Consider the following 21,698-nt stretch of genomic DNA (forward strand, 5'->3'; position numbering starts at 1 on the left):
GACACTCACCGGCCGGCTCCGTGCAGCAGCGCGGAGTCGGGCCGCCGGCCCAGCTCGGGTGCGATCAGGTGCCGTACGTCGTGCAGGATCTGTTCGTAGTCGGCCCGGTGGAACTCGTACGGCAGCTCAAGACGCAGCTCCGGGACGGCCGCGACCACGGGATCCGCGGCCAGCTCTCCAGGATCTGGTCCGCCGTCCCGACCATGTCCGGGGCGAACAGAGTCCGCTTCGGGCCCTGCGGTGCCAGGGTTCGGGCGTGCCGACTCGCCGCGTACTCGCGGTAGCGGGCCCGGGTGGACGCGTCCGCGCTGTCGAAGGGCACGATCACCCGCCCCAGGGCCACCCGTGGCGGACGATCCCCGGAGAAGGCGCGCCGGTACGCGGAGAGCAGGGCGAGCTGGGCCGTGGTGAAGTCGTCGGTGCCCTCGCCGGTGACGATGTTGCCGCTGAGCAGGTTCAGACCGTGCTCGCCGGCCCAGCGGGCCGAACGCAGACTGCCGCCGCCGTACCAGACCCGGTGCGCCAGGCCCGGGTTGTGCGGCTGCAGGCGTGGCCGCTGGGTGTTGCCGGGAGACTGGATCACCGTGTCCGGGCCGCCGAGGTAGTCGCCGCGCAGATGGCCGAGGACGCGGACGATCCTGCCGTACGACAGGTCGAAGGCGCGCCAGTCCCCGTCGTGCACCAGGTCGCCGAGGAGGTCGGCGTGCGGCATGCCGGTGCTGACACCGACCTGGAGCCGGCCCCGGGACAGGACATCGGCCAGGGCCAGATCACCCGTTCGGTGCGCTGCCCGGCCGCGGCGAGGAAGACCGCGGCCGAGCCGACACCGTGTTCGAGATGGCGTTGCCTGATCCACGCACCGTCGAAGCCGAGCCGTTCGCCGTACTCGAACAGCTGGAGTGTCTCCTCCAGACCCGTGTACGGGTCGTCGTCGGCGAAGTTGCCCGGGGTGAGAAAGGCCAGCGAACTGATCGAGGGGGTGCTCATACGGCGATTTCCGTCCTGGTCCGGTCCTGGTCGGGTCGGGGTCTTCTCGGGGTCGTCCCGGTGGTGCCGACCGCTCAGGAACCGCCGCGTTCGCGCGGGAGCCTCTCTCCGGCCTCGATCGCCACGGGCAGTCGGTTCTCGGCCGGCGGCAGCGGGCAGGTGGCCAGGTCGGTGTAGGCGCAGGGCAGGTTGGTCGCCCGGTTGAAGTCCAGGACGACCGTGCCGTCGGCGGCGGGCGCACCCAGGGAGAGGGCCCGGTTCGCGGCGTAGGTGGTGACCCCCGAGGTCGCGTCGGTGAACAGCACCAGCAGACTGCCCGGGCCGTGTCCGGGGAACGCCGTAAGGGCCAGAGGACGACCGTCCAGCTCGAACTCGATCCGGCCCGGTGCGTCGTACACGTGCTCAAGGCCCTCGACCGCCGCGCCCACGGTCGTCGGCCGCGGCTCGTCGAAAGCCGTGTAGCGGCCGGTCACCGCCCAGCGGGGGTGCGGGGCGTAGGCGGGCGTGCCGGTGAACGCGGTGCGCAGCGGATTGTCCGGGTGCCGGGGACGGACGATGTCGTGTCCGCCGCGCTTGGCCACCTCGATCACGGCGTCGCCCCAGACGGCGTTGACTCCGCCGCGCTCCGGGATCACCCCGAAGGAGTGCTCGCCGTGGACGGGGCTGCCGTCGACGACCAGTTCCTCACCCTCGTCGAGGACCACCACGACCCCGTCGGCACCGGTCGACCAGGCGCCCGGAGCGTCCGGGAAGCGCTGCGGCTCGTGGGCGAGCCAGTGCAGGCCGGTGACGGCGAGGAACCCGTGCGGGTCGGCGAGCCGTGTCTCCTGCCCGGTGTGCCACTCCTGCCAGTCGTGGGTGAAGGCGGCCAGATCTGTGGTGGAGTCCTGAACGGTCATGCGTTTTCCTTCGCTTCCTCTTCGAGTGGTTCGACGGTGGCGGTGGTGTATCGGCCGCCGGGAATCGCCGCGAGCAGTTCGCGGGTGTAGTCGTGGCGGGGGCGGGTGAAGAGTTCCTCGGCGGTGCCCGTCTCGACGACACGGCCGGAGCGCATCACGGCGACATGGTGCGCGATCTGGCGCACGACGGCCAGGTCGTGCGAGATGAACAGGTACGCCACCCCGGTGTCGGCCTGCAGTTCGGCGAGCAGTTCGAGTACCTGGGACTGGACGGACACGTCGAGCGCCGACACCGGTTCGTCGCACACCACCAGGTCGGGGGAGAGCGCCAGGGCGCGCGCTATCGCGACGCGCTGCCGCTGACCGCCGGACAGCTCCGCCGGGCGGCGCTCCAGCATCGACTGGGGCAGCGCGACCCGGTCGAGCAGCTCACCCGCCCGCGCGAGCCGGGAGGCGCGGTCACCGACCCTGAAAGCGCGCAGTGGCTCGGTGATGACCTCGCCGATGGAGAACCTCGGGTCCAGCGAGGCGTACGGGTTCTGGTAGACGAGCTGGGCCCGGCGGCGCAACTGCCGTGTCCGCGCCCCGCGCGCGTTCGTGACGTCAGTGCCGTCGAACACGATGCGGCCGGAGGTCGCGTCGGTCAGCCGCAGCACCAGTCGGGCGGTGGTCGACTTCCCGGAACCGGACTCGCCGACCAGGGCCAGCGTGCGGCCCCGGTGCAGGGTGAAGCTGACGTCGTCGACCGCGCGCAGGGTACGGGCCGAGCCTGCGGCACGGGGGAGCCGGAACTCCTTGACCGCGTTGCGCACCTCGACCAGCGGCGCCGTCCCGGGAGCGGACGGGGCGGTGACCGTGACCCGGGGGCGTGCGGTGGCCAGGCTCGGCGCACTCGCCAGCAGTCGCCGGGTGTACTCGTGCTGAGGGTTGCCGAGGATGTCACGGGTCGGGCCGGACTCGACGACCCGCCCCTCGGACATGACGACGATCCGCTGCGCCCGGTCGGCGGCGACGCCGAGATCGTGCGTCACCAGCAGCACCGCCGTGCCCAACTCCTCGGTGAGGTGCTGGAGATGGTCGAGGATGACCCGTTGCACGGTGACGTCCAGTGCGCTCGTGGGCTCGTCCGCGATGATCAGCTTGGGACGGCCGGCGATGGCGACGGCGATCAGGGCGCGCTGCCGCATCCCGCCGGACAGCTCGTGCGGGTACTGCCGGGCGCGGGTGGCCGCGTCGGGCAGCCCGGCCCGGTCCAGGATCGCTGTCGCGTCCGCCGGGGCGGAGCGGCGGGTCGCCAACTGGTGGATGCGCAGCACTTCGGCGACCTGCTCACCGATGCGTTTGACCGGGTTCAGCGACACCGTGGGGTCCTGGGGCACCAGGCCGATCTGCGCCCCGCGTACGGTGCGCAGCTCCTGCTCCGACAGCGTGGTGAGGTCGTGCCGCCCGAAGCGGACCGTCCCGGCGTCGATGCCGCCGTTCGCCGTGAGGAGCCGGACGATCGCGTGCGCGGTCGTGCTCTTGCCCGATCCGGACTCGCCGACCACCGCGGTCACTGGTGCTGCTGCCGGACGAGCACGCGGTCAGCAGCACGCCGGTGGTGAGGAGTGCGGTCAACGCGGCCCATCGGGGGCCGGGACGGGAATCCGGATGCGCTGTCACGGAAAGGTTTCTCCTACTCGGAAGTCGGCGCGCACGGGTGCGTGCGGACCAATGGAGATGCGTGGACGGTGTCGGGCCCAGGGGACGACGACACCGCGCGAAGAGGCGAAGGAAGAGCCCGGATGAGGAGAGGCCGAGAAGGAGGAGCGGGAAGCCCGCTGCGGGTTCGAACCCAGAGGTGCCGACGCCGGACGTCGGCAGTCAGCTGTGGGACGTGGTCAGCCGCGACACAGGCAACTGGAAATGCGCTGCAGGTCGATGTGTCGTCGCCGGGAGAACCGGGAACGAGCTGCCACAGTCGCGACGGAGGGGCTTGAGACGCTGCTGTGCGGCACGCTCGTTCCTCCATGTCCGGACCCCTGTCACGGGGCCACGCGCTTGCCGGGTCGGCGACCTGGCCGGGCCTTCACCTGGAGCACCCCACCGCGTCGGAGGGTTGCCGGTCAGCTAGCCAGGGCTTGATGCTGACACTCAATGCCATTTGAAACGCTACCTATCGCCGCCGTGATCCGTCAACGCCATGCGGCGGCAGGACGCAGCTCGCATGCCGCCGCCAGGGCGGCCCGAGTCAGCCGTCTCACCTGATGGTCACTCGCATTGACATCCCCAATTGGGACATGCCTAACTTGCGGCGCAGACCAAGATGCCCCAGGGCCGGAGAAGTGATGGTGGCAGCGATGCACGCAGCTGACGGGACGACCGCACCGCGGCGCCTCAGCCGCGTCCTGCTGTGCACGGACCGCTCCGTCGACCTGCTGCGCGTCAACAGCGCACTCTGTACGGCCACTTGCCGCACCCTCTGTCGAGGCTGACGGCGTTCTGAGGCTCTGTTCCCGAGCCTCCGCTTTCTCCGAGTCTCCGACTCGTCGACGACCACCGCGTTCGCGGTGTGCTCTCTCCCCGCCCAGCCCCCGTTCCGCGTGTACCCCGTGCGCCGCCTCGTGCCGAGCCGCTCCCGGGCGGCGCGGTGCTGCCGCCTCCGCGGTTCTGGGTGTCCAAAACCGCTGGAGCCCTCCATGAGCGAAACTCCCGGCGTCGCTGTGTCCCCCGGATCAGCGCCGCCCACCGAGGCGATCCCCCGCCCCGACACCCCGGAGACCCGGGACACCATCGACACCCCGGCCGCACCGAAGCCCCTCGCCGCGCAGCGAGTCCTTCCGATCCGGCGTCCCGGCCGCTGGATCCTCACGGCCGTCGTCCTCGTACTGGTCGCCCAGATCGCCCACGGGCTGGCGACCAACCCCTTCTACCAGTGGGACCGGTTCCAGTACTGGTTCCTGCGCCCGACGATCCTCGACGGCCTGCTCATCACCCTCGAAGTAGCCGCCTACAGCGCGGTGTTGGGCCTGCTCGGAGGCATCTTCCTCGCCCTGGCCCGGCTTTCCGGGAGCCCCGTACTGCGCGCCGTGAGCTGGGTCTACATCTGGCTGTTCCGCTCGGTGCCGCTCATCGTCGTCCTGCTCTTCCTCTACAACTTCAGCGCGCTGTACCAGACGCTGAGCCTGGGTGTCCCCTTCGGCCCGGCGTTCTTCACCTTCGACGAGTCGCGGCTCGCCACCGACATGGTCGTCGCCGTCGTCGGCCTCAGCCTCAACGAGGCGGCCTACGCGGCGGAGGTCGTCCGCGGCGGCATCCTCTCCGTCGACCAGGGCCAGCACGAGGCGGCTTCCGCCCTCGGCCTGCCGAAGCGGTACCAGTTCGCGAAGATCGTCTTCCCGCAGGCGCTGCGCTCCATCACCCCGAACTACGTCAACCAGCTGATCGGCCTGATCAAGGGCACCTCGCTGGTCTTCTACGTGTCCCTGCTCGACCTCTTCGGCAGCGTGCAGAGCATGGGCAGCACCTACCCGGGCGACATCGTGCCGCTGCTGCTGGTCGCCACCGTCTGGTACCTGATCCTCACCAGCGTCGTGTCCGTCGTCCAGTTCTACGTCGAGCGGTACTACGCCCGGGGCGCCACCCGCACCCTGCCGCCCACACCGTTGCAGAAGCTGCGGACCGGGGTCACCGACCTCCACGCCCGCATCCGCAAGGAGGCCGCCGTATGACCGCCGGGACGCTCGACGCCACGCCGGCCACGGCCGCCACCGTCGAGGTGCACGATGTGCACAAGTGGTACGGCACCCACCGGGTGTTGAACGGAGTCGACCTGACCGTGCGGCCCGGCGAGGTCACCGTGATCCTCGGCCCGTCCGGCTCGGGCAAGTCCACCCTGCTCAGGGTGATCAACCACCTGGAGAAGCCCGAGATCGGCCACGTCAGCGTCAACGGCGAGCTGATCGGCGTACGCAGGCACGGTGACCGTCTGAAGGAGCTCAGCGAGCGGACGATCCTCACCCAGCGCAGCCGTATCGGCTTCGTCTTCCAGAACTTCAACCTCTTTCCGCACCTGACCGTGCTCGACAACGTGGCCGCTGCTCCGGTGGCGACCGGCAGGCTCGGCAGGGATCAGGCCGCCGAACTCGCCCGTGAACTCCTGGACCGGGTCGGCCTGGCCGACAAGGTGGCCGCCTATCCACGGCAGTTGTCGGGCGGCCAGCAGCAGCGCGTGGCCATCGCCCGTGCCCTCGCCCTGCGCCCCGGCGTCATCCTCTTCGACGAGCCGACCTCCGCCCTCGACCCCGAACTGGTCGGCGAGGTACAGGCCGTCATCAAGGACCTGGCCGGCAGCGGCACCACCCTCGTCATCGTCACCCACGAGGTCGGCTTCGCCCGTGAGATCGCCGACCGGGTGGTCTTCATGGACGCCGGCCGGATCGTCGAACAGGGCCCGCCCGATGAGGTGTTGGACCACCCGAAACAGGAGCGGACCAGGGACTTCCTGAGCAAGGTCCTCTGACCCACCGGGCTCTCCTCCTCAAGCTCGCGGTCCGCCCGGACCGCCCCCACACCCTCGCCGCACAACCGACAAGGAAACCAAGGACAGCCATGCGCACCCTCAGCCTCCGCAGCAGATTCCACCGCGGCGTCACCGCGTCCGCAGCCGTCGTCTCTCTCGCCGCGGGACTCGCCGCCTGCGGAGGCGACAGCGACGCCGCTACCAGGACCGACAGCGCGCCGGCCGGGACGGTGACCGTCGGCGCCCTCTCCAACGGTGCGGCCAAGGAGACCCAGCTGAAGGTCACCGAGGTGAAGTCGATCAGCGCCGAGCTGCCCAAGAAGGTCGCCGAGAGCGGCAAGCTGGTCATCGGGCTCGGTGCGCTGCCCTCCGGGTTCCCGCCGCTGGCGTACGTGGGCGACGACCAGAAGACCCTCACCGGTGCCGAACCCGATCTCGGACGGCTGGTGGCCGCGGTTCTCGGGCTGAAGCCGGAGGTGAAGAACTCGACCTGGGAGAACCTGTTCGTCGGGATCGACAGCGGCAAGGTCGACGTGGCGTTCTCGAACGTCACCGACACAGAGGAGCGCAAGAAGAAGTACGAGTTCGCCTCCTACCGGCAGGACAACCTCGCCTTCGAGGTGTTGAACAAGAGCACCTGGAACTTCGACGACAACTACGAGAATCTCGCGGGCCAGACCGTCTCGGTGGGCGCCGGCACCAACCAGGAGAAGATCCTGCTGGAGTGGAAGGCGAAGCTGGAGAAGGAGGGCAAGAAGCTCAACGTCAAGTACTTCCAGGACAACAACAGCCTCTACCTGGCGCTGTCCAGCGGGAAGATCGACGCCTACTTCGGCCCCAACCCCGGTATCGCCTACCACATCACCCAGGTCGCCAAGACACCCAACCCGACCCGCAACGCGGGCAAGTTCTCCGGTGCGGGAGCGTCGCTGCAGGGTCTCATCGCGGCCACCGCGAAGAAGGACAGCGGGCTGGCCAAGCCGATCGCGGACGCGATCAACCAGCTGATCAAGAACGGCAGTTACGCCAAGTGGCTCGCTGCCTGGAACCTCTCCAACGAGGCCGTCAGCACGTCCCAGGTCAACCCGCCCGGGTTGCCGCTCGACAACTCCTGATCCTCACCCGTCCCAGGGACTCCGCCCGTGGCGGCGGAGTCCCGGCCGCGCCCGACCGCGTTCCAGAGTCGCGCTTCAGATACGGAGACTCGCACCGACATGTCCACCAGCGTCCACCACGCCACGTCCCCGAGCCCGACGGAACCGCACCTCCTGGACAACGCGGCCTGGGCCGCGCTGACAGGCCCGCACGCCCATCTCGCCGAGCGAGTCGGCCGTGCCGCCCGCTTTCCTGCCCGCCGCGAGTTTCGTCCTGGGCGACACGGACGCCGAGGCGGAGGAACTCGCCCGCGAGGTACGCCGCCTCCAGGTCAGCGGGGCCACCGCCATCAAACACCTGGAGTTCGTCTGGAACCGTGACCTGTCCGCCTACGACCCCGACGGCCCCCTCCCCGACATCGACCCCGACCTCGGCGAACACACCCTCTCCCGCGGCCGCGCCCAGGTACGCATGTACCGCGACCCGCTCGCCACCGCCCGCGAATGGCGTGAACGCGCACAGGCCAACAACTGGTCATCCGTGATCTGGTCATCGAGACGGGCAACCGGCAGAACTTCGTCGGCTCCCCCGCCACCGTCGCCGCGACGATCAACGACTTCGTCCAGGCCGATGCCAGCGACGGCTTCATCCTGGTCCCGCACATCACCCCGGGCGGGCTGGACGGATTCGCCGACACCGTCGTCCCCCTCCTCCAGGAACGCGGCGTCTTCCGCACCGAGTACGAAGGCACCACCTTCCGCGACCGCCTCGGCCTCACCCACCCCGACGAGGTCCGCAACGCACGTGCGGCGTCATGAAGTTCCTGTCCATCACCCTGATCGTGCACGCCCCGCACCCGGTGACGGGCGTGCGGAAGTCCACTCAGGACCGCTTCCGTGAGGTGCTCGACAACGCACTCCTCGCCGAGGAGTTGGGCTTCGACGGCTTCGGTGTGGGGGAGCGGCACGAACGGCCCTTCATCTCCTCCTCGCCGCCCGTCGTCCTCAGTCACATCGCCGCCCTCACCTCCCGGATCCGGCTGTTCACCGCCGTCACGACACTCAGCCTTCTCGACCCGGTGCGGGCCTACGAGACTACGCGACCCTCGACCATCTCTCCGGTGGACGCCTCGAACTGATCATCGGCAAGGGCAACGGGGCCGCCCAGCGGGACCTGTTCCATGTCACCCCCGACGACCAGTGGGAGCGCAACGCCGAGAGCTACGAGGTGTTCCGCAGGATCTGGCGCCAGGACAAGGTGACCGCCGAGACCCGTTTCCGTCCGGAACTCAAGGACGCGGAGGTCTGGCCCCGCCCTCTCCAGCAGCCGATCCGGGTCTGGCACGGCAGCGCGACCAGCAAGGAGTCGGTCGACCTCGCCGCCCGCCACGGCGACCCGCTCTTCTCCGCGAACGTCACCAACCCCATAGAGCCCTATGCGGAGTTGATCCGCTACTACCGTGAACGCTGGGAGCACTACGGCCACGATCCGGCTGCCGTCGCGGTCGGCGCGGGAACGGCGGGCCTCTACACGGCCCGCAGCTCCCAGGAGGCGATCGCCGCCTACCGGCCCGTGTTCGAGGGGAACCTTGAGTTCCAGAAAAGGCTGGGCCTTGAGCCGGTCTTCCCGACCCTGGAGGATTTCGTGGAGCGCAGCTCGGCGCTGATCGGCAGCCCCCAGCAGATCATCGAGAAGGTGCACCGCTACCACGAGCAGTTCGGGCACACCCTGCTGCATCTGCACGCTGACGCCGGGGGGCTGACGGACCGTCAACACCGGGATTCCCTCGAACTCTTCCAGTCGGACATCGCACCGGTGCTGCGCAGCGAGATCCCCGATCCGCCGTTTCCCTGGGGCCCGGTGCAGGGAGGGTCCCTGCCCGTGCCCGGGTCGGTGCCCGCCGACCACTGAGCCGACCTACCGAGGAGTCCTTTCGCCCATGTCAGACATCCCCCTCGGCGTCCTCGACCTGGTTCCGATCTCGTCCGGTTCCACCGCCACGGAGGCGCTCCGCAACTCCATCGACCTGGCCCGGCAGGCCGAGAGCTTCGGGTACGCCCGCTTCTGGTACGCCGAACACCACCTCAACCCGGGCGTCGCCGGTACCTCGCCCGCAGCCGTCCTCGCCCTGACCGCGTCCGCTACCTCGACCATCCGGCTCGGCTCCGGTGCCGTACAACTGGGGCACCGCACCGCTCTGTCCACGGTCGAGGAGTTCGGCCTGATCGACGCGCTGCACCCGGGCCGGCTCGACCTGGGTCTCGGCCGTTCCGGTGGACGCCCGCCCGGTGGACCTGCCACCCCGGTACCGAACGCGACCGAGGTGGTTGACGGCCACACCCCGAACGGCCTGCGCATTCCGCCTCGCTTCTCCTTCGAGCACCTGCTCGACTCACCGCGCGTCGCCCTGCAGCGCGAGCTGCTCCTGCTGCCGGACGCCCGGTCCCAGGAATACGGTCAGCAGATCGACGACATCCTGGCGTTGCTGGCGGGCACATACCGCTCCGCGGACGGTGTCGAGGCCCATGTGGTGCCGGGAGAGGGCGCCGACATCGAGATCTGGATCCTGGGCAGCAGCGGTGGCGAGAGCGCGGAGGTCGCGGGCCGCAACGGTCTGCGGTTCGCGGCGAACTACCACGTCAGTCCGGCTTCGGTGCTGGAGGCGGCGGAGGGGTATCGCGCCGCGTTCCAGCCCTCCGACGTCCTGGACAAGCCGTACGTCAGCGTGTCCGCGGACGTCGTGGTCGCCGAGGACGACGAGACCGCCCGTGAGCTCGCCACCGGCTACGGACTCTGGGTGCGCAGCATTCGTAACGCCGAGGGCGCGATCCCGTTCCCCACGCCCGACGAGGCGCGCTCCCACGTGTGGTCCGACGCGGACCGGGCCCTGGTCCAGGACCGCGTGGACACCCAGTTCGTCGGCTCCCCTGCCACGGTCGCCGACCACCTGGAACAGCTCCAGGAGGCCACCGGCGCCGACGAGTTGCTGATCACCACGATCACCCACGGCCACGAGGACCGGGTGCGGTCCTACGAGTTGCTGGCCGAGGAGTGGCGCAAGAGGTGAGGCGGTCGATCTCGGCGTCGAGGGCAGCGATCCCGCGGTCGACCACCCCGGCGCCGAGTCCGCCTACGACCGCCGCCGACGGTTTCGCCTGCCACGACCGGGTCGGCTCGGGTGGAGCCGCCCGGTCGGAGCCGGACCTGAGGCCCGTTCGGTACAGGGTGGGGTGTCAGCGCTTCGTGTAGATGAAGCCGAGCTTGTCGATCTCGTCGCCCGCGCGCCCCTGGAACCCGGCGAGCTGCCAGCCCGACGGCACGGTGCGCGTCACGCAGTCGGACGTGGTGCTGCCACCGGAGAGGCTTCTGCCGAGGTTCGTGGCGAACTTGGCGTAGAAGATCCGGGTGTGGCCGTCCTTCGATCCCTGGCACAGCTGGGCGGAGGTGACGTACTCCCCGCTGCCCAGGGTCAGGGACGACGCCGTGCCGCCGGTGCCGCCGTGGGTGAGGGCCGTGCCGTTGTCGAGGGTCAGAGCGACGCTGTCGACGCGGGAGCCGCTGCGCAGCGTGAGGCTGACAGGGCGGGCGCCCGTCGGTACGGCGTCGATGTCGTTGTAGTAGTCGCCGTGCGGCCCGCCGTACTGGTCGCTGAGCTGGAAGTCGGCGTTGCGCGACCAGGAGAAGCCGACCGAGACCGGGTCGTGGTCGGACAACATGAGACCGCCGTCCGTGAGGAACTTGGCGTGTTCGTTGTTGTAGGACGTGGCGTTCAGCGAGACCAGCTTGCTGCCTCGGTAGAGGACCTTGTCGACGACCTCGCAGGTGTTGGGCACCGTGGGGCCGGTCTGGTCGCAGACGAGGGCGTCGCTGCCCTTGGTGGGCGGGGTGCCGCCGCGGATCAGCTGGACCCAGGCGTCGGTGAGCCTGTTCGCGGCGCCGAACTCGGCGATCGTGTCCGCGGCGCGCGTGTAGCGGGTGTTGGTGTCACCCATGACCACGACGGCGTTGCCCGCGGAGTGGGTCTTGATGAAGGCGGTGAGCTGGTTGAGGTTGTCGGCGCGTGAGGCCTCGTCGCCGTCGTTGGTGCCGGCGTTGGTGTGCAGGTTGTAGAAGTCGACGTAGACGCCCTCGGCGAGGCGCTCACGCATGAAGGTGAACCCCTTGGGTGTCAGGCAGTCACCGGAGTCCCACTGGCAGGAGTTCCAGTGCACCCGCTCGAAGTCGTCCTCGTCGTACGGGAGCTTGGACAGGGTGTTGAGCCCGCTGCCGATCGCGGCGCCACCGCTGGTGGGTGTGCGGTAGGCGTGCGCCGAGTCCGCGGCGTAGAGGTAGGAGTGGTAGTTGAAGTCCTCCTCGACGTGCACGATGTCGTACGGCGCTATGCGCTGGCCGATCGTCGTGGTGCTCGTGTCACGTGGCGTGGACGCGCTGGAGAGGATCGCCGGCAGGCCCGCGACGTTGTAGGTGAGGGTGCTGAAGGTCCCGGAGGCCGGGTCCGCTGCCGCTGCTGGGGACGCGGTGGCGACGAACCCGCCGCAGGTGACGGCCGCGGCCGTGAGGCAGGTGAGAAGACGGCGCATGAAGCTGAACTCCTGTGATGTGGAGGGGGCAGCGGGAACGTACCGCTGGTAACCCGCTTCTGTCGCCGCCTTGGGCGGACGAGATCGAAACTTGACCAGGTGGTCTGGGCCAGACTCCTCGGGGGTGCGAACGGCGGGATTCTCTTCAGGGAACGTTCGGACGGACGCAAGGTCAGCGACCGTATGTCTCCATGTTTCTGGCCCGGTTCCATGAGTGTGCGGCCACCCGGGAACCTGGGCGGATCGGGGTGAACCCCGGGCGCCGGGTCCGGCGCCCGGGGCGAGGAAGCGTCCGTCAGCCGACGGTGCCGGTCACCGAACCTCCGGACTTCGTCACGCGGTACGTCACGGTGGCACCGCTCCAGAAATGGAACGTGAGCGTCGCCTGCGCGTTGTCCCGCAGTGAGTTGACGAACTTCGAGGTGAGCAGGAGAGCGTTGCCCGGGTAGTCGGGGGAGAAGGCTTCGTTGAACTCCTGGTAGGGCGTCCAGTCCGTCGGGCCCGCGTTGCCGCCGTCGGCGTAGGTGGCCTCCATGGTCGCCAGCAGGTCACCGCGGAACTGGGTGGGGACGGTGACGCCGTTGGTGTTGCCGGTCGCGTTCGAGAGCACCGGCCTGTCGTACGTGGTCACCAGGATCTTCCAGGGCAGACCCCGGTTGAACCGGGCCTCGACGGTCGCGTTCACCCCGTAGGCCCGGTTGCCGGCCAGCCGGGTGAGCGCGGTGGCCGTGAGAGTGAGCTGGTTGCCGGAGACGGTGTAGTCCCGGCCCGGAGCGAGCATGGTGCCGCCCTGCCAAAGTCCCAGGAAACTGCCGCCGTTCGGGTTGAGAGCAAGGGTCCTGGTGGGGATGGTGCTCGACTTCGCCAGGAAGATCCGGTCCGAGGAAGCGGTTCCGGAGCGGGTGGTCCAGCTCGACCTGATCTGGTTGATGAGGGCGGGGTCGCGCCACTGCAGGGTGGTGCGGTTCAGGAAGTTGAAGGCGTCCCACAGAGCTGTGGTCACTCCGGCCGTGCGCGCTTCGTAGCCGAACTGCTCGAAGTACTTGAGCGCCTCGCCCGGTTCGACGCGGGCCGGGTGGTTGTGGTCGGGGTACGACAGCAGGCCGAACTCGCCCAGGTAGACCGGAATCCCCTTGGAGGTCAGGGTGTCGCGGATCCGGGTGAAGGTGTCGGTCATGTCCTTCTGCGAGGTGGCGTCGAACCGCGTGCCGCCCGCGATGTTCACACTGAACGGCCAGTAGCCGTAGTAGTGCACAGTGGCGACGAGGTTCGGGTCGTTCAGCGACTTCATCTCGGCGGCCAGGATGTCCAGGAAGTCCTGGCTCGCATTGGTGTGGAGGGTGGGCAGCATGAGCAGCCGGGTCGCGTTGTTGCCGCCGGACTGGCGCACCAGGGTGTGGAAGGCGGTGTTGAGCTCGTTGTTGTACTGATTGCCCTGGGTGTCGGTGGTGTTGTTGAACTGCGGCTCGTTGTTGCTCTCGAAGAGCAGGGTCTGCGGGGAGTCCCGGAACTTGGCCGCGATCTGGCTCCAGGTGGCCTTGAAACGGGCCAGGACGTTGTCGTGGTCGGTCGGCAGGTCGGCTATCCACTGCCACGAGTCGTGATGGACGTTGAGTACGACGTGGAGTCCGTCGGCCTGCGCCCAGTCGACCACCTGCTTGACGCGGTTCATCCAGGTCGCGTCGATCGTGTAGGGGGAGTTGGAGGACTGGTGGCCGCTCCAGGTGACGGGAATGCGGACGCTGCGGAAGCCCTGTGCCCTGATGGTGTCGAACAGGGCCTTGTCGGCCGGTGGGTTGCCCCAGGACGTCTCGTCGGGGATGGCGTCGAGGGTGTTGCCCAGGTTCCAGCTGGGTTGCATCGCGGCCACCGTGTCCACCGGGCCGGCGGCGAGCGTGGACAGCGGAAGCCGTATCAGGGGCGTGCCCCTGTGGCCCGGGACGGCGAACGCGGTGGCGCCGGTCAGCCCGATCGCGGCGATCAGCGCCACCAGCAGGCCGAGCAGGCGGCCGGGGCCGCTTCCGCGGCGCCGGGTGGGGTTGTGCGTTCCCTTCATCCTTGATCCTTCTCTGTTGGCCGAGCGGAGTTTCCGCCCGTGGGGGATGCGGCGACAGATGGTCGAGGAAGGGGCCGGCCCTCCCGGGCCGACGACGTGGGGGCTTTGGATGGTTGAGGAGTGTCGAAGCGCTTCACCTGGCGGGGAAGGCTAATGACATGTCTCTCGCGGGACAAGGGCAGGGAGGTCAGGAAATTTTCTTCCCGTCACCTCATTGACAGCCCGTCAGGCCGATGGCAGCGTCGAAGCGCTTCAACTCGCGAACCCGCTTGGCCGGGTCGGGGGGTGGCAGAACGCGCGTGTGTGCGAGTCGCTGACGGTCAGTCGCCGTCGCGGAGCCGGCCGAGCCCGTCCAGGACCAGTTCCAGGCCGAAGCGGAACTCCTCCTCCAGCGGCACCGGAAGCCAGGCGGCCACCGTCGAGGTGGCGGGATACAGGGAGGGGTCCGCGGCCCGGAAGGCGGCGGAGCCCTGGGCGTCGCTGCCTGACCGGTCCCCGCCGTTGTACCCGTGGACCTGGATCGCGAAGCCCAGCACATAGCGGGACAGCGTGGCGTAGGCGTACGCCGCCACCCGGGGCGGGAATCCGCCGGCGAGCAGGACGGCGATGTAACGCTCGCGCACGGCCATCGCGCTCGGGCCTGCAGGGATCCCCTCGACGAGCAGGGGTGCCATGTTCTCGTGCCGGCTCACGGCGTCGAACATGGCCTGCATCCCGGTGCGGCACGCCTCCCGCCAGCCCATGGCGGCGAACTCGTCGTCCGTGATCTCGATCCCGCCGAACAAGCGGTCCACGACGTGGGCCACCAGGGCCGCCCGGTTGTCGAAGTGCCGGTAGAGCGTGGCCGTACCGGAGCCCAGACGCTGGGCGAGCGTCCGCATCGACAGGGCGTCGGCCCCTTCCTCGTCGACGATCTGCACCGCCGCGGCGATGATCCGCTCGAACGGGACGGGTGGACGGCCGGGAGAGCGCCGTACCGGCGCCCCACCTCCTCGTGTCTGATCTCGTGATGTCGGCACGGGAAAAGTATGCCCGCGGCCGCTGTCGTGCAGCCGCAGGACCGTCGGCCCGTGTCCGCGCGTTGGCAGTGGGCCTGGAGGTCATCGACGGCCGTGAACAGCGAGTCGGGGTCACGGTTGGCCGGCACCGGCGCGCCCGTCTCGCGGCGCACGGGCCCGACCTGTCGGTGAACAGGTGTCCGGGAGGGAAGGTTGGGCGATTTCCGTGACCATGCCGCGACGCCGGGAGATGTATCAGCTAACATAGAATAATTAGGTAGATGAATAGCCTGGTAGTGGCGAGGAGTGGCCGTGGATTTCGGGCTGACCGACGAGCAGGACCTGTTGCGCGCGACGGCACGGCAGTTCGTGGCCGACGTGTGTCCGGCCGAGAGGGCCAAGCAGTGGGACGAGGACGGCGTCTTTCCGCCCGAACTCTTCCGGGGCATGGCCGACCTGGGCTGGTTCTCCCTCCCGTTCGGCGAGGACGAGGGCGGTGACGGCGGCGGGCCGCTCGAACTGATCCTGATCGCCGAGGAACTGGGCCGGGCCAGCTTCGACGTCGCCATGTGCTACATCGGCGTACTCATCCCCGGGATCACCGTGTTCCGCTGGGGCGACGAGACGCAGCGCGACTTCATCCGCGAGCAGGTGATGACGGGTCGGCACCGGCTCGCCGTCGGCCTCAGCGAGCCGGACAGCGGATCCGACGCCGCGGCCCTGCGCACCACCGCCGAGGACCACGGGAACCACTTCCTCGTACGCGGCCAGAAGGCCTGGTGCACGGGCGGCGGCCTGCCCGACACCACCATCGCCGCCTACGTGCGCACCGGGCCTCGCGAGCCCAAGCACGGCGGCATCAGCCTCCTGCTCGTCGACCCCTCGACGGAGGGCGTCGAGGTGCGCCGGACGCCCACCCTGGCCCGGCACATCCTCGGCACCAACGAGGTCTTCTTCAACGACGCCCTGGTTCCCAGGGAGAACCTCGTCGGCCCGCGTGACGAAGGCTGGAAGATCATGCTCTCCAACATCGAGCTGGAGAAGGTGATCATCAGCGGCGGCTATCTGGGAGCGGCCCAGTCCACCCTGGACGAGATGCTGGAGTACGCCCGTACCCGGCATGCCTTCGGCCGGCCGATCGGCAACTTCCAGGCGCTCGCCCACGCCATGGCCGACCTGCAGACCGAGATCGACTCCGCCCGGCTGCTCGCCTACCGCGCCGCCTGGCTGCTCGCCCAGGGCAAGCCCTGCACCAGGGAAGGCTCGATGGCGAAGCTGAAGGGGTCGGAGACCTATGTGGCGGCCGCCCGGCTCGGGATGCAGGTCCTCGCGGGACACGGCTTCTCCACGGAGAGCGTGATGAGCTTCCGGTACCGGGAGTCGATCGTGGCCACCATCTCGGGGGGCACGAGTCAGATCCAGCGCAACGGCATCGCCCGCAGTATGGGACTCCGCTCCTACTGAGCCTCGGGCCCAGACGCCCCACGCGCCCTGCCCGCCCCGGGCGTTACTGGCCCTCGGTGTCGGCGCGCTGACCGGCGAGCCACTCCTGATGCCGGGCGAAGTGGCCCTGGTCCCGGGTCACCCAGATTCCGGAGGCCCGGGCCAGCACGGCGCGCGTCGGCAGCAGCGTCATCTCGCCCGCGATGTACCAGCGGGAGCCCTCGCGCCGCTCGACCCAGGCCCGGACCGCCAGCGGACGCTCCACCGGAACCGGCTTGACGAAGCTCACGGTCAGCTCCGCCGTCACGCTCAACACCCGGTGCAGCAGCGGAAGATGGCCGAGGCAGTCGTCCAGCACGGCCGCCGTCCAGCCACCGTGCGCCACCTCGGGCCCGCCCTCCTGGTCTCGTGGGCAGGCCAACTCGAACCACGCCACGCCGTCCTCGTCGAGCCGCTCCCGGCCCACCCCGAGCCGACACGACCCGGCAGCGCGGCACGCACCGCACAGAGCGACCCCGCCGGGAGTGCGGGGCGGCTCCTGGAAGTCCGCCCCGGCCCATGGCCCGGACCCCGGCCCGGGCCCGGGCGTCGTCCTCGACATGCTCGAACCCCTCGTGTCAGACATCGGCAAGCAGCGGGCGCAGCTTCCCGGCGATCAGCTGGACCTGGCGGGCGACCATCTCCTCGGGCATCCCGGCCAGCGAGGCCCACAGGAACACGCCTTCCACCGGCAGCCCTGCCACGTACGCCCTGATGGCCTCGGCCGTGTCCTGCGGGGTGCCGTACAGGAACTGGCCGACACCGGTCGCGCTCAGCCCCGTCTCCCGCCACTTCTCGGGATCGATGGGCCGGGGGAGGGGCTGATCGGTGCCCTCGACCATGTAGCGGCGGTAGCTGTCCCACTGGTACGCCAGATGCTTGCGCACCACCGGCCAGTCGCCCTCGGGGTCCTCGGTGACGAACGTCGTGAACGAGCCCTGCATACGGGCCGTCGAGATGTCGTACCCGCTCTCGGCGAGCCCGTCCCGGTACGGCGTCAGCAGCGCCGGGTTGAGCGAGAGCAGCCCGGTGCCGAGCCGGCCGGCCCGCCGGGCGCCCTGCGGGCCCTGGTAGCCGAGCCAGATCGGCAGCGGGTCCTGGACCGGGCCGGGGGTGACCAGGGACTCGGCCCACAGGCCGCGGATCTCCCGTACACGCTGATCGGTCGTGGTGTAGCGCTTGGCGAGGTCCGCGCCGAAGAGCCGGTACTCGGGCACGCGATAGCCGGTGCCGAGGCCGAGGTCGAGACGGCCGTCGCTGATGATGTCCACGAGCGCGGCCTGTTCGGCGAGTTCCGGGGCCGCGTGCAGCGGGGCGGGGATGACCGCCGTACCCAGACGTACCCGCCGGGTGCGGGTCGCCGCGGCGGCGGCCATGGTGAGCGGCTGGGGGAGGTAGCCGTCCTCGAAGCCGTGGTGTTCGGAGAACCAGACCGAGTCGAGGCCCAGCCGGTCAGCCTCCTCGCACATCTCCAGTGCGAACCCGTAGACCCGCGACCAACTCTGCCGCCACGGCGGCGGGTTGCGCAGGTCGAAGTAGATGCCCACCTTCATGAAAGGGCTCCTTCTGTTCCATCGGCCGCGAGGCGGATCGTCGCGTGTGCGACGGCCACCCCGCCGCCGGGCGGCAGCAGCCGTACCGGCCGCAGTTCCAGTGACTCGATCTCGGGAAGGTCCTCGACCATCGCCGAGATCCGTACGACGGTCTCCTCCAGAGCCGCGAACTCCACACCCCGGCTCTCCAGCAGGGGGGGTCGCCCGCAGCGAGCGGACCATCTCGCGGGCGTCGCGGTCGGTGAGCGGGGTGACCCGGTGGGCGACGTCCGCCATGAGATCGGCGTAGTCCCCGGTCAGACCGAAGGCGACCACCGGCCCGAACACCGGGTCGGCGCTGACGGCGAGGAACGCGTCCGGGCCGGGCCCCGGTTCCGTGTCCCGTACGGCGATTCCGTACGAGGCGAGGAGTTCGGCGGCGAGGTGCGCGGGAACCGGTCCCGCGGCGCATCCCGCCAACAGCGAGCGGGCGCGGTCGGCGTCGACGCCCGGAAGGTCGGGTACGACACCGGCCGGGGTGCTGCGCCAGGCCTGGTAGGCAGCCGCGTGCCCGAGGGAGCCGGCCGCCGCCTCCGGGAACGCGTACGTCGGCACGACCAGGTCGCCCCGGTGCAGGAGGTCGGCGACGCCGGCGCCGCCCAGGAAACTGGCCACCACCGGCTTCTCCGGCCGGGCCGAGGCCGCGTCGAGGATCGCCGACGCCACCTCGTCGGCCTTGTCCGCCAGCGGCGGCATGAACAGGACGATGGCCGCGTCGATGCCGTCGTCCGCGAGGGCCGCGTCCAGCGCCTGCCGGTAGTGGGCGGCGGTGGCCATGGGCGTCAGATCGATCGGGTTGGCGACCTCCGCCCGGGGCGCGAGCGCCGAGTGCAGCGCCTGGCGGGTGTGCTCGCCGAGCGCCGGTACGCGCAGACCGCTCGCCGCGCAGGCCCCGGCCGTCAGGGCCGCCGGCCCGCCCGCGTTGGTGATCACGGCGACCCGGTTCCCGGGCGGGGGAGGCTGGTGGGCGAGCAGCAGGGCCACGTCGAACAGCTCCTGCAGACCGCGGGTGCGGATCACGCCGGACTGGGCGAACAGCGAACTCACCGTGGAGTCGGCGTGGCCCGGGTGGACGGCGACGATCGGCTTGCGCGGCGCGATCCGGCGGGCGACGCGGGCGAACCGGCGCGGATTGCCGAAGGTCTCGACGTGCAGGAGGATCACCGAGGTTCCCGGATCCTCCTCCCACCACTGCAGGAGGTCGTTGGTGGACACGTCCACGGCGTGTCCCACGGACACGAAGCCGGAGAAGCCGAGCCGCAGGCGCCGGGCGTAGTCGAGCACGGCGAGCCCGAGCGGCCCCGACTGGCTGGACATGGCGACCCGGCCGGGCGTGGGCAGGGCGGGCGAGAAGGTCGCGGCCAGCCGTGCCGAGGGGGTCGTGTTGACGACGCCCATACAGTTCGGGCCCACCAGCCGCATTCCGGAGGCCCGGGCGAACCGGGCCAGCTCCAGCTCGGTCGCCCGCCCCTCGGCCCGGGTCTGACCGAAGCCCGTCGAGACGACGACCACCGCTTTGACACCGGCGTCGGCGCACTCGCGTACGACCTCGGGCACGGCCTCGGCCCGCACGGCGACGAGCGCCAGCTCGGGCGGCTCGGGAAGCGCCCCGACGGAGGCGTACGCCCGTACCCCGGCGATCCGCTCGGCCCGCGGGTTGACCGGGAACACGCTGCCGCCGAAGCCGCCGCGCAGCAGGTTGGCCACGATCTCGTGCCCGATGGTGAGGGGGCCGCGGTTGGCGCCGATCACGGCGACCGAGCGCGGTTCCAGCAGGGGCCGCAGGGAGCGCCGTACGGCTGTGTGCTCACGGCGCTCGGCCCGGGCGACGGCCAGGGCCTGCGGGTCGATGGCGATCTCGAAGTGGAGGATCTGGCCGGGCGGGCCGGCCTCGACGCGGAAGCCGGAGCCGAGGAAGACGTTGATCATCCGGGTGTTGTCGGCGAGGACGTCGGCCTCCAGCACCCGGATGCCGCGCGTGCGGGCGGCGGCCGCGATGTGCTCCAGGAGCAGTCGGCCGAAACCCTCGCTCTGGTGGTCGTCGCGGATGGTGAACGTGACCTCGGCGTGCTCCGGTTCGGCCGGATCGCGGACGTAGCGGACGACGCCCGCGATCTCCTCGCCGGCCAGGGCGACGAGGGCCAGCTCGTTGAGGTAGTCCACGTGCGCGCCGCGCCGGATGACGTCGTCGCGCAGCCGGGTCACCGGGCCGAGGGAGCGGTAGGCCAGGGTGGCTCGCGACAGGCTGCCGACGAAGGCGACCAGGCGGTCGGCGTCCTCGGGCCGGATGGGCCGGAGGAAGGTCGACCGCCCGGTCCTGACGAGCCCGGGCCGCTCCAGGTCCTCGGGGTAGGGGGGAGTGGTCACGGTGTTCGGCCGCCGCTCAGACCGCCGTCTCCTGGGGAGTCTGCTCGGGCAGCTTGAACAGCTCGTTGAAGGTGCCGCGTGTCACGCGTTCACGGATGTCGTCCGGCACGCCGTCGAACAGGTCGTGCAGCGTGGACTGGGTGTGGCCGTAGGTGCCTTCCAGGTGCGGGTAGTCGTCGCCCCACATCACATTGCGGTACCCGGTCGACTCGACGATCTCCACCGAGCTCCTGTCGTGCTGGAAGGACGCGTACACCTGCTGCCGGATGATCTCGCTGGGCAGCCGGCTCAGCTTCGGCCGGACGAACATGCCGTGCTGGCGGTACGCCTCGTCCATCCGGTCGCCGATGGCGGGCATCCAGCCCGCGCCGCCCTCCGCGATGAGGATCTTCAGGTCCGGATGGCGGTCGAGGGCGCCGCCCGCGACCAGGTGGGACACCACCCGCATGCCCGGATAGGTCGTCTCCATGTAGTTGACGACGGCGCCGCCGGGACCGCGGAAGACGACGTTCTCACCGCCCGTGCCGATGTGGAAGCCGAGCACGATGCCCGCCCGCTCGGCCGCGGTCCACAAGGGTTCCCAGCGGTCGAGGGCGTACTCCTCACCCGGTCGGGTCGCGCACGGCAGGAAGACCGCCTGGAAGCCCATCTCGGCGGCCCGCTCCAGCTCGGCCACCGCGTCGTCGATGTCGGCGGTCGAGACACACGCGGTGGTGATGACCCGCTTGTTCCTGCTGAGGATCTCGTCGTAGGCCCAGTCGTTCCACGCCCGTACGGTCTCCCGGGCGAGCTCCCGGTCGGTGATCGACACGAGCCAGAACCCCATGGAGGGGAAGGCCAGTTGGCCCCACACGCCCTCCTGGTCGAGGTCCTTGAGCCGGACCTTCAGATCCCAGGCGCCCGGCGGACGCATGGCGTCCATGAAGTCACCGAGCTGTCGGTCGATGCGCTCACCGTCGATGTAGAGCATCTCGTACTTCTCACCGCGCTCGCTGCGCGGGGCGCGGGCGCCGAGCCGGGCCGGCAGCCTCTCGGTCCACACGTCGGCGGGCTCCATCACGTGGGAGTCACCCGAGTTGACCCAGATCTTCGACGACATGACGCTCCTTCGAGGTCAATGGATGCAATCAGTTAGCGATTT

At 70.1% G+C, this 21,698-nt stretch carries 15 protein-coding genes, 5 pseudogenes and 1 riboswitch; of the genes and pseudogenes, 8 read left to right on the forward strand and 12 right to left on the reverse strand.

Going from position 1 to position 21,698, the window contains the following annotated elements:
- Window positions 1-64: 64 nt before the first annotated feature.
- The 4 genes and pseudogenes from PV734_RS02850 to PV734_RS02865 form a co-directional block, all read right to left on the reverse strand.
- Window positions 65-987: pseudogene (locus PV734_RS02850) on the reverse strand (LLM class flavin-dependent oxidoreductase).
- A gap of 74 nt (window positions 988-1,061) precedes the next feature.
- A complete protein-coding gene (locus PV734_RS02855) occupies window positions 1,062-1,886 on the reverse strand; it encodes a DUF1684 domain-containing protein (protein ID WP_319091887.1) in 825 nt (274 codons plus the stop codon).
- Entirely contained in the window at window positions 1,883-3,442 is a 1,560-nt protein-coding gene (locus PV734_RS02860) for an ABC transporter ATP-binding protein (RefSeq protein ID WP_319288672.1), read from the reverse strand. Before PV734_RS02860 ends, PV734_RS02855 begins: the two co-directional genes overlap by 4 nt.
- 324 nt (window positions 3,443-3,766) lie before the next feature.
- On the reverse strand, window positions 3,767-3,883 hold the full coding sequence (locus PV734_RS02865) for a putative leader peptide (protein ID WP_319091888.1): 117 nt from the start codon (window positions 3,881-3,883) through the stop codon (window positions 3,767-3,769).
- A 34-nt stretch (window positions 3,884-3,917) separates the two neighbouring features.
- Window positions 3,918-4,027, reverse strand: a riboswitch (SAM riboswitch).
- Window positions 4,028-4,564: 537 nt separating this feature from the next.
- Here PV734_RS02865 and PV734_RS02870 point away from each other — a divergent pair.
- The 7 genes and pseudogenes from PV734_RS02870 (at window position 4,565) to PV734_RS02900 (ending at window position 10,549) form a co-directional block, all read left to right on the forward strand.
- Entirely contained in the window at window positions 4,565-5,596 is a 1,032-nt protein-coding gene (locus tag PV734_RS02870; protein WP_319091889.1) for an amino acid ABC transporter permease, read from the forward strand.
- Complete coding sequence (locus tag PV734_RS02875) at window positions 5,593-6,387, forward strand: amino acid ABC transporter ATP-binding protein (RefSeq protein ID WP_319288673.1); 795 nt, start codon at window positions 5,593-5,595, stop codon at window positions 6,385-6,387. Before PV734_RS02870 ends, PV734_RS02875 begins: the two co-directional genes overlap by 4 nt.
- A gap of 89 nt (window positions 6,388-6,476) precedes the next feature.
- Window positions 6,477-7,502 (forward strand): ABC transporter substrate-binding protein, encoded by a 1,026-nt coding sequence (locus PV734_RS02880; protein WP_319288674.1) that lies wholly within the window; start codon window positions 6,477-6,479, stop codon window positions 7,500-7,502.
- Between the two features lie 99 nt (window positions 7,503-7,601).
- Window positions 7,602-7,739: pseudogene (locus tag PV734_RS02885) on the forward strand (GNAT family N-acetyltransferase); the annotation flags it as partial.
- A pseudogene (locus tag PV734_RS02890) lies at window positions 7,735-8,300 on the forward strand (F420-dependent methylene-tetrahydromethanopterin reductase); the annotation flags it as partial. The pseudogenes PV734_RS02885 and PV734_RS02890, both read left to right, overlap by 5 nt.
- Window positions 8,297-9,393 (forward strand): annotated as a pseudogene (locus tag PV734_RS02895) (LLM class flavin-dependent oxidoreductase). The pseudogenes PV734_RS02890 and PV734_RS02895, both read left to right, overlap by 4 nt.
- 28 nt (window positions 9,394-9,421) lie before the next feature.
- Window positions 9,422-10,549: an LLM class flavin-dependent oxidoreductase gene (locus PV734_RS02900; protein ID WP_319288675.1), complete on the forward strand. Its 1,128-nt coding sequence runs from the start codon at window positions 9,422-9,424 to the stop codon at window positions 10,547-10,549.
- 166 nt (window positions 10,550-10,715) lie between these two features.
- On the opposite strand, the gene PV734_RS02905 is transcribed toward PV734_RS02900, so the two are convergent.
- From PV734_RS02905 to PV734_RS02915, 3 genes are all read right to left on the reverse strand, one after another.
- Window positions 10,716-12,062 carry a jacalin-like lectin gene (locus tag PV734_RS02905; RefSeq protein ID WP_319288676.1) on the reverse strand — a complete coding sequence of 449 codons (1,347 nt, stop codon included), beginning with the start codon at window positions 12,060-12,062 and terminating at the stop codon, window positions 10,716-10,718.
- A 295-nt stretch (window positions 12,063-12,357) separates the two neighbouring features.
- Window positions 12,358-14,118, reverse strand: coding sequence for a cellulase family glycosylhydrolase (locus PV734_RS02910; protein ID WP_319091895.1), 1,761 nt, complete (start codon window positions 14,116-14,118; stop codon window positions 12,358-12,360).
- Between the two features lie 320 nt (window positions 14,119-14,438).
- Window positions 14,439-15,137, reverse strand: coding sequence for a TetR/AcrR family transcriptional regulator (locus PV734_RS02915; protein ID WP_319091896.1), 699 nt, complete (start codon window positions 15,135-15,137; stop codon window positions 14,439-14,441).
- 291 nt (window positions 15,138-15,428) lie between these two features.
- On the opposite strand from PV734_RS02915, the gene PV734_RS02920 reads away from it, so the two are divergent.
- A complete protein-coding gene (locus tag PV734_RS02920) occupies window positions 15,429-16,580 on the forward strand; it encodes an acyl-CoA dehydrogenase family protein (protein ID WP_319091897.1) in 1,152 nt (383 codons plus the stop codon).
- Between the two features lie 43 nt (window positions 16,581-16,623).
- On the opposite strand, the gene PV734_RS02925 is transcribed toward PV734_RS02920, so the two are convergent.
- From PV734_RS02925 to PV734_RS02945, 5 genes and pseudogenes are all read right to left on the reverse strand, one after another.
- Window positions 16,624-17,160: a PaaI family thioesterase gene (locus tag PV734_RS02925; RefSeq protein ID WP_319288677.1), complete on the reverse strand. Its 537-nt coding sequence runs from the start codon at window positions 17,158-17,160 to the stop codon at window positions 16,624-16,626.
- 16 nt (window positions 17,161-17,176) lie between these two features.
- Window positions 17,177-18,151 carry an LLM class flavin-dependent oxidoreductase gene (locus PV734_RS02930; RefSeq protein WP_319091899.1) on the reverse strand — a complete coding sequence of 325 codons (975 nt, stop codon included), beginning with the start codon at window positions 18,149-18,151 and terminating at the stop codon, window positions 17,177-17,179.
- Window positions 18,148-18,282, reverse strand: a complete 135-nt coding sequence (locus PV734_RS02935) for a hypothetical protein (RefSeq protein WP_319288771.1) — start codon at window positions 18,280-18,282, stop codon at window positions 18,148-18,150. The genes PV734_RS02930 and PV734_RS02935 overlap by 4 nt, the downstream gene beginning before the upstream one ends.
- Window positions 18,283-18,409: 127 nt before the next feature.
- Window positions 18,410-20,557, reverse strand: a pseudogene (locus PV734_RS02940) (GNAT family N-acetyltransferase); the annotation flags it as partial.
- Between the two features lie 16 nt (window positions 20,558-20,573).
- Complete coding sequence (locus PV734_RS02945) at window positions 20,574-21,656, reverse strand: amidohydrolase family protein (RefSeq protein WP_319091901.1); 1,083 nt, start codon at window positions 21,654-21,656, stop codon at window positions 20,574-20,576.
- Window positions 21,657-21,698: the final 42 nt, after the last annotated feature.

It is taken from the genome of Streptomyces sp. AK08-02, from assembly GCF_033795085.1.
GTDB lineage: Bacteria > Actinomycetota > Actinomycetes > Streptomycetales > Streptomycetaceae > Streptomyces > Streptomyces echiniscabiei.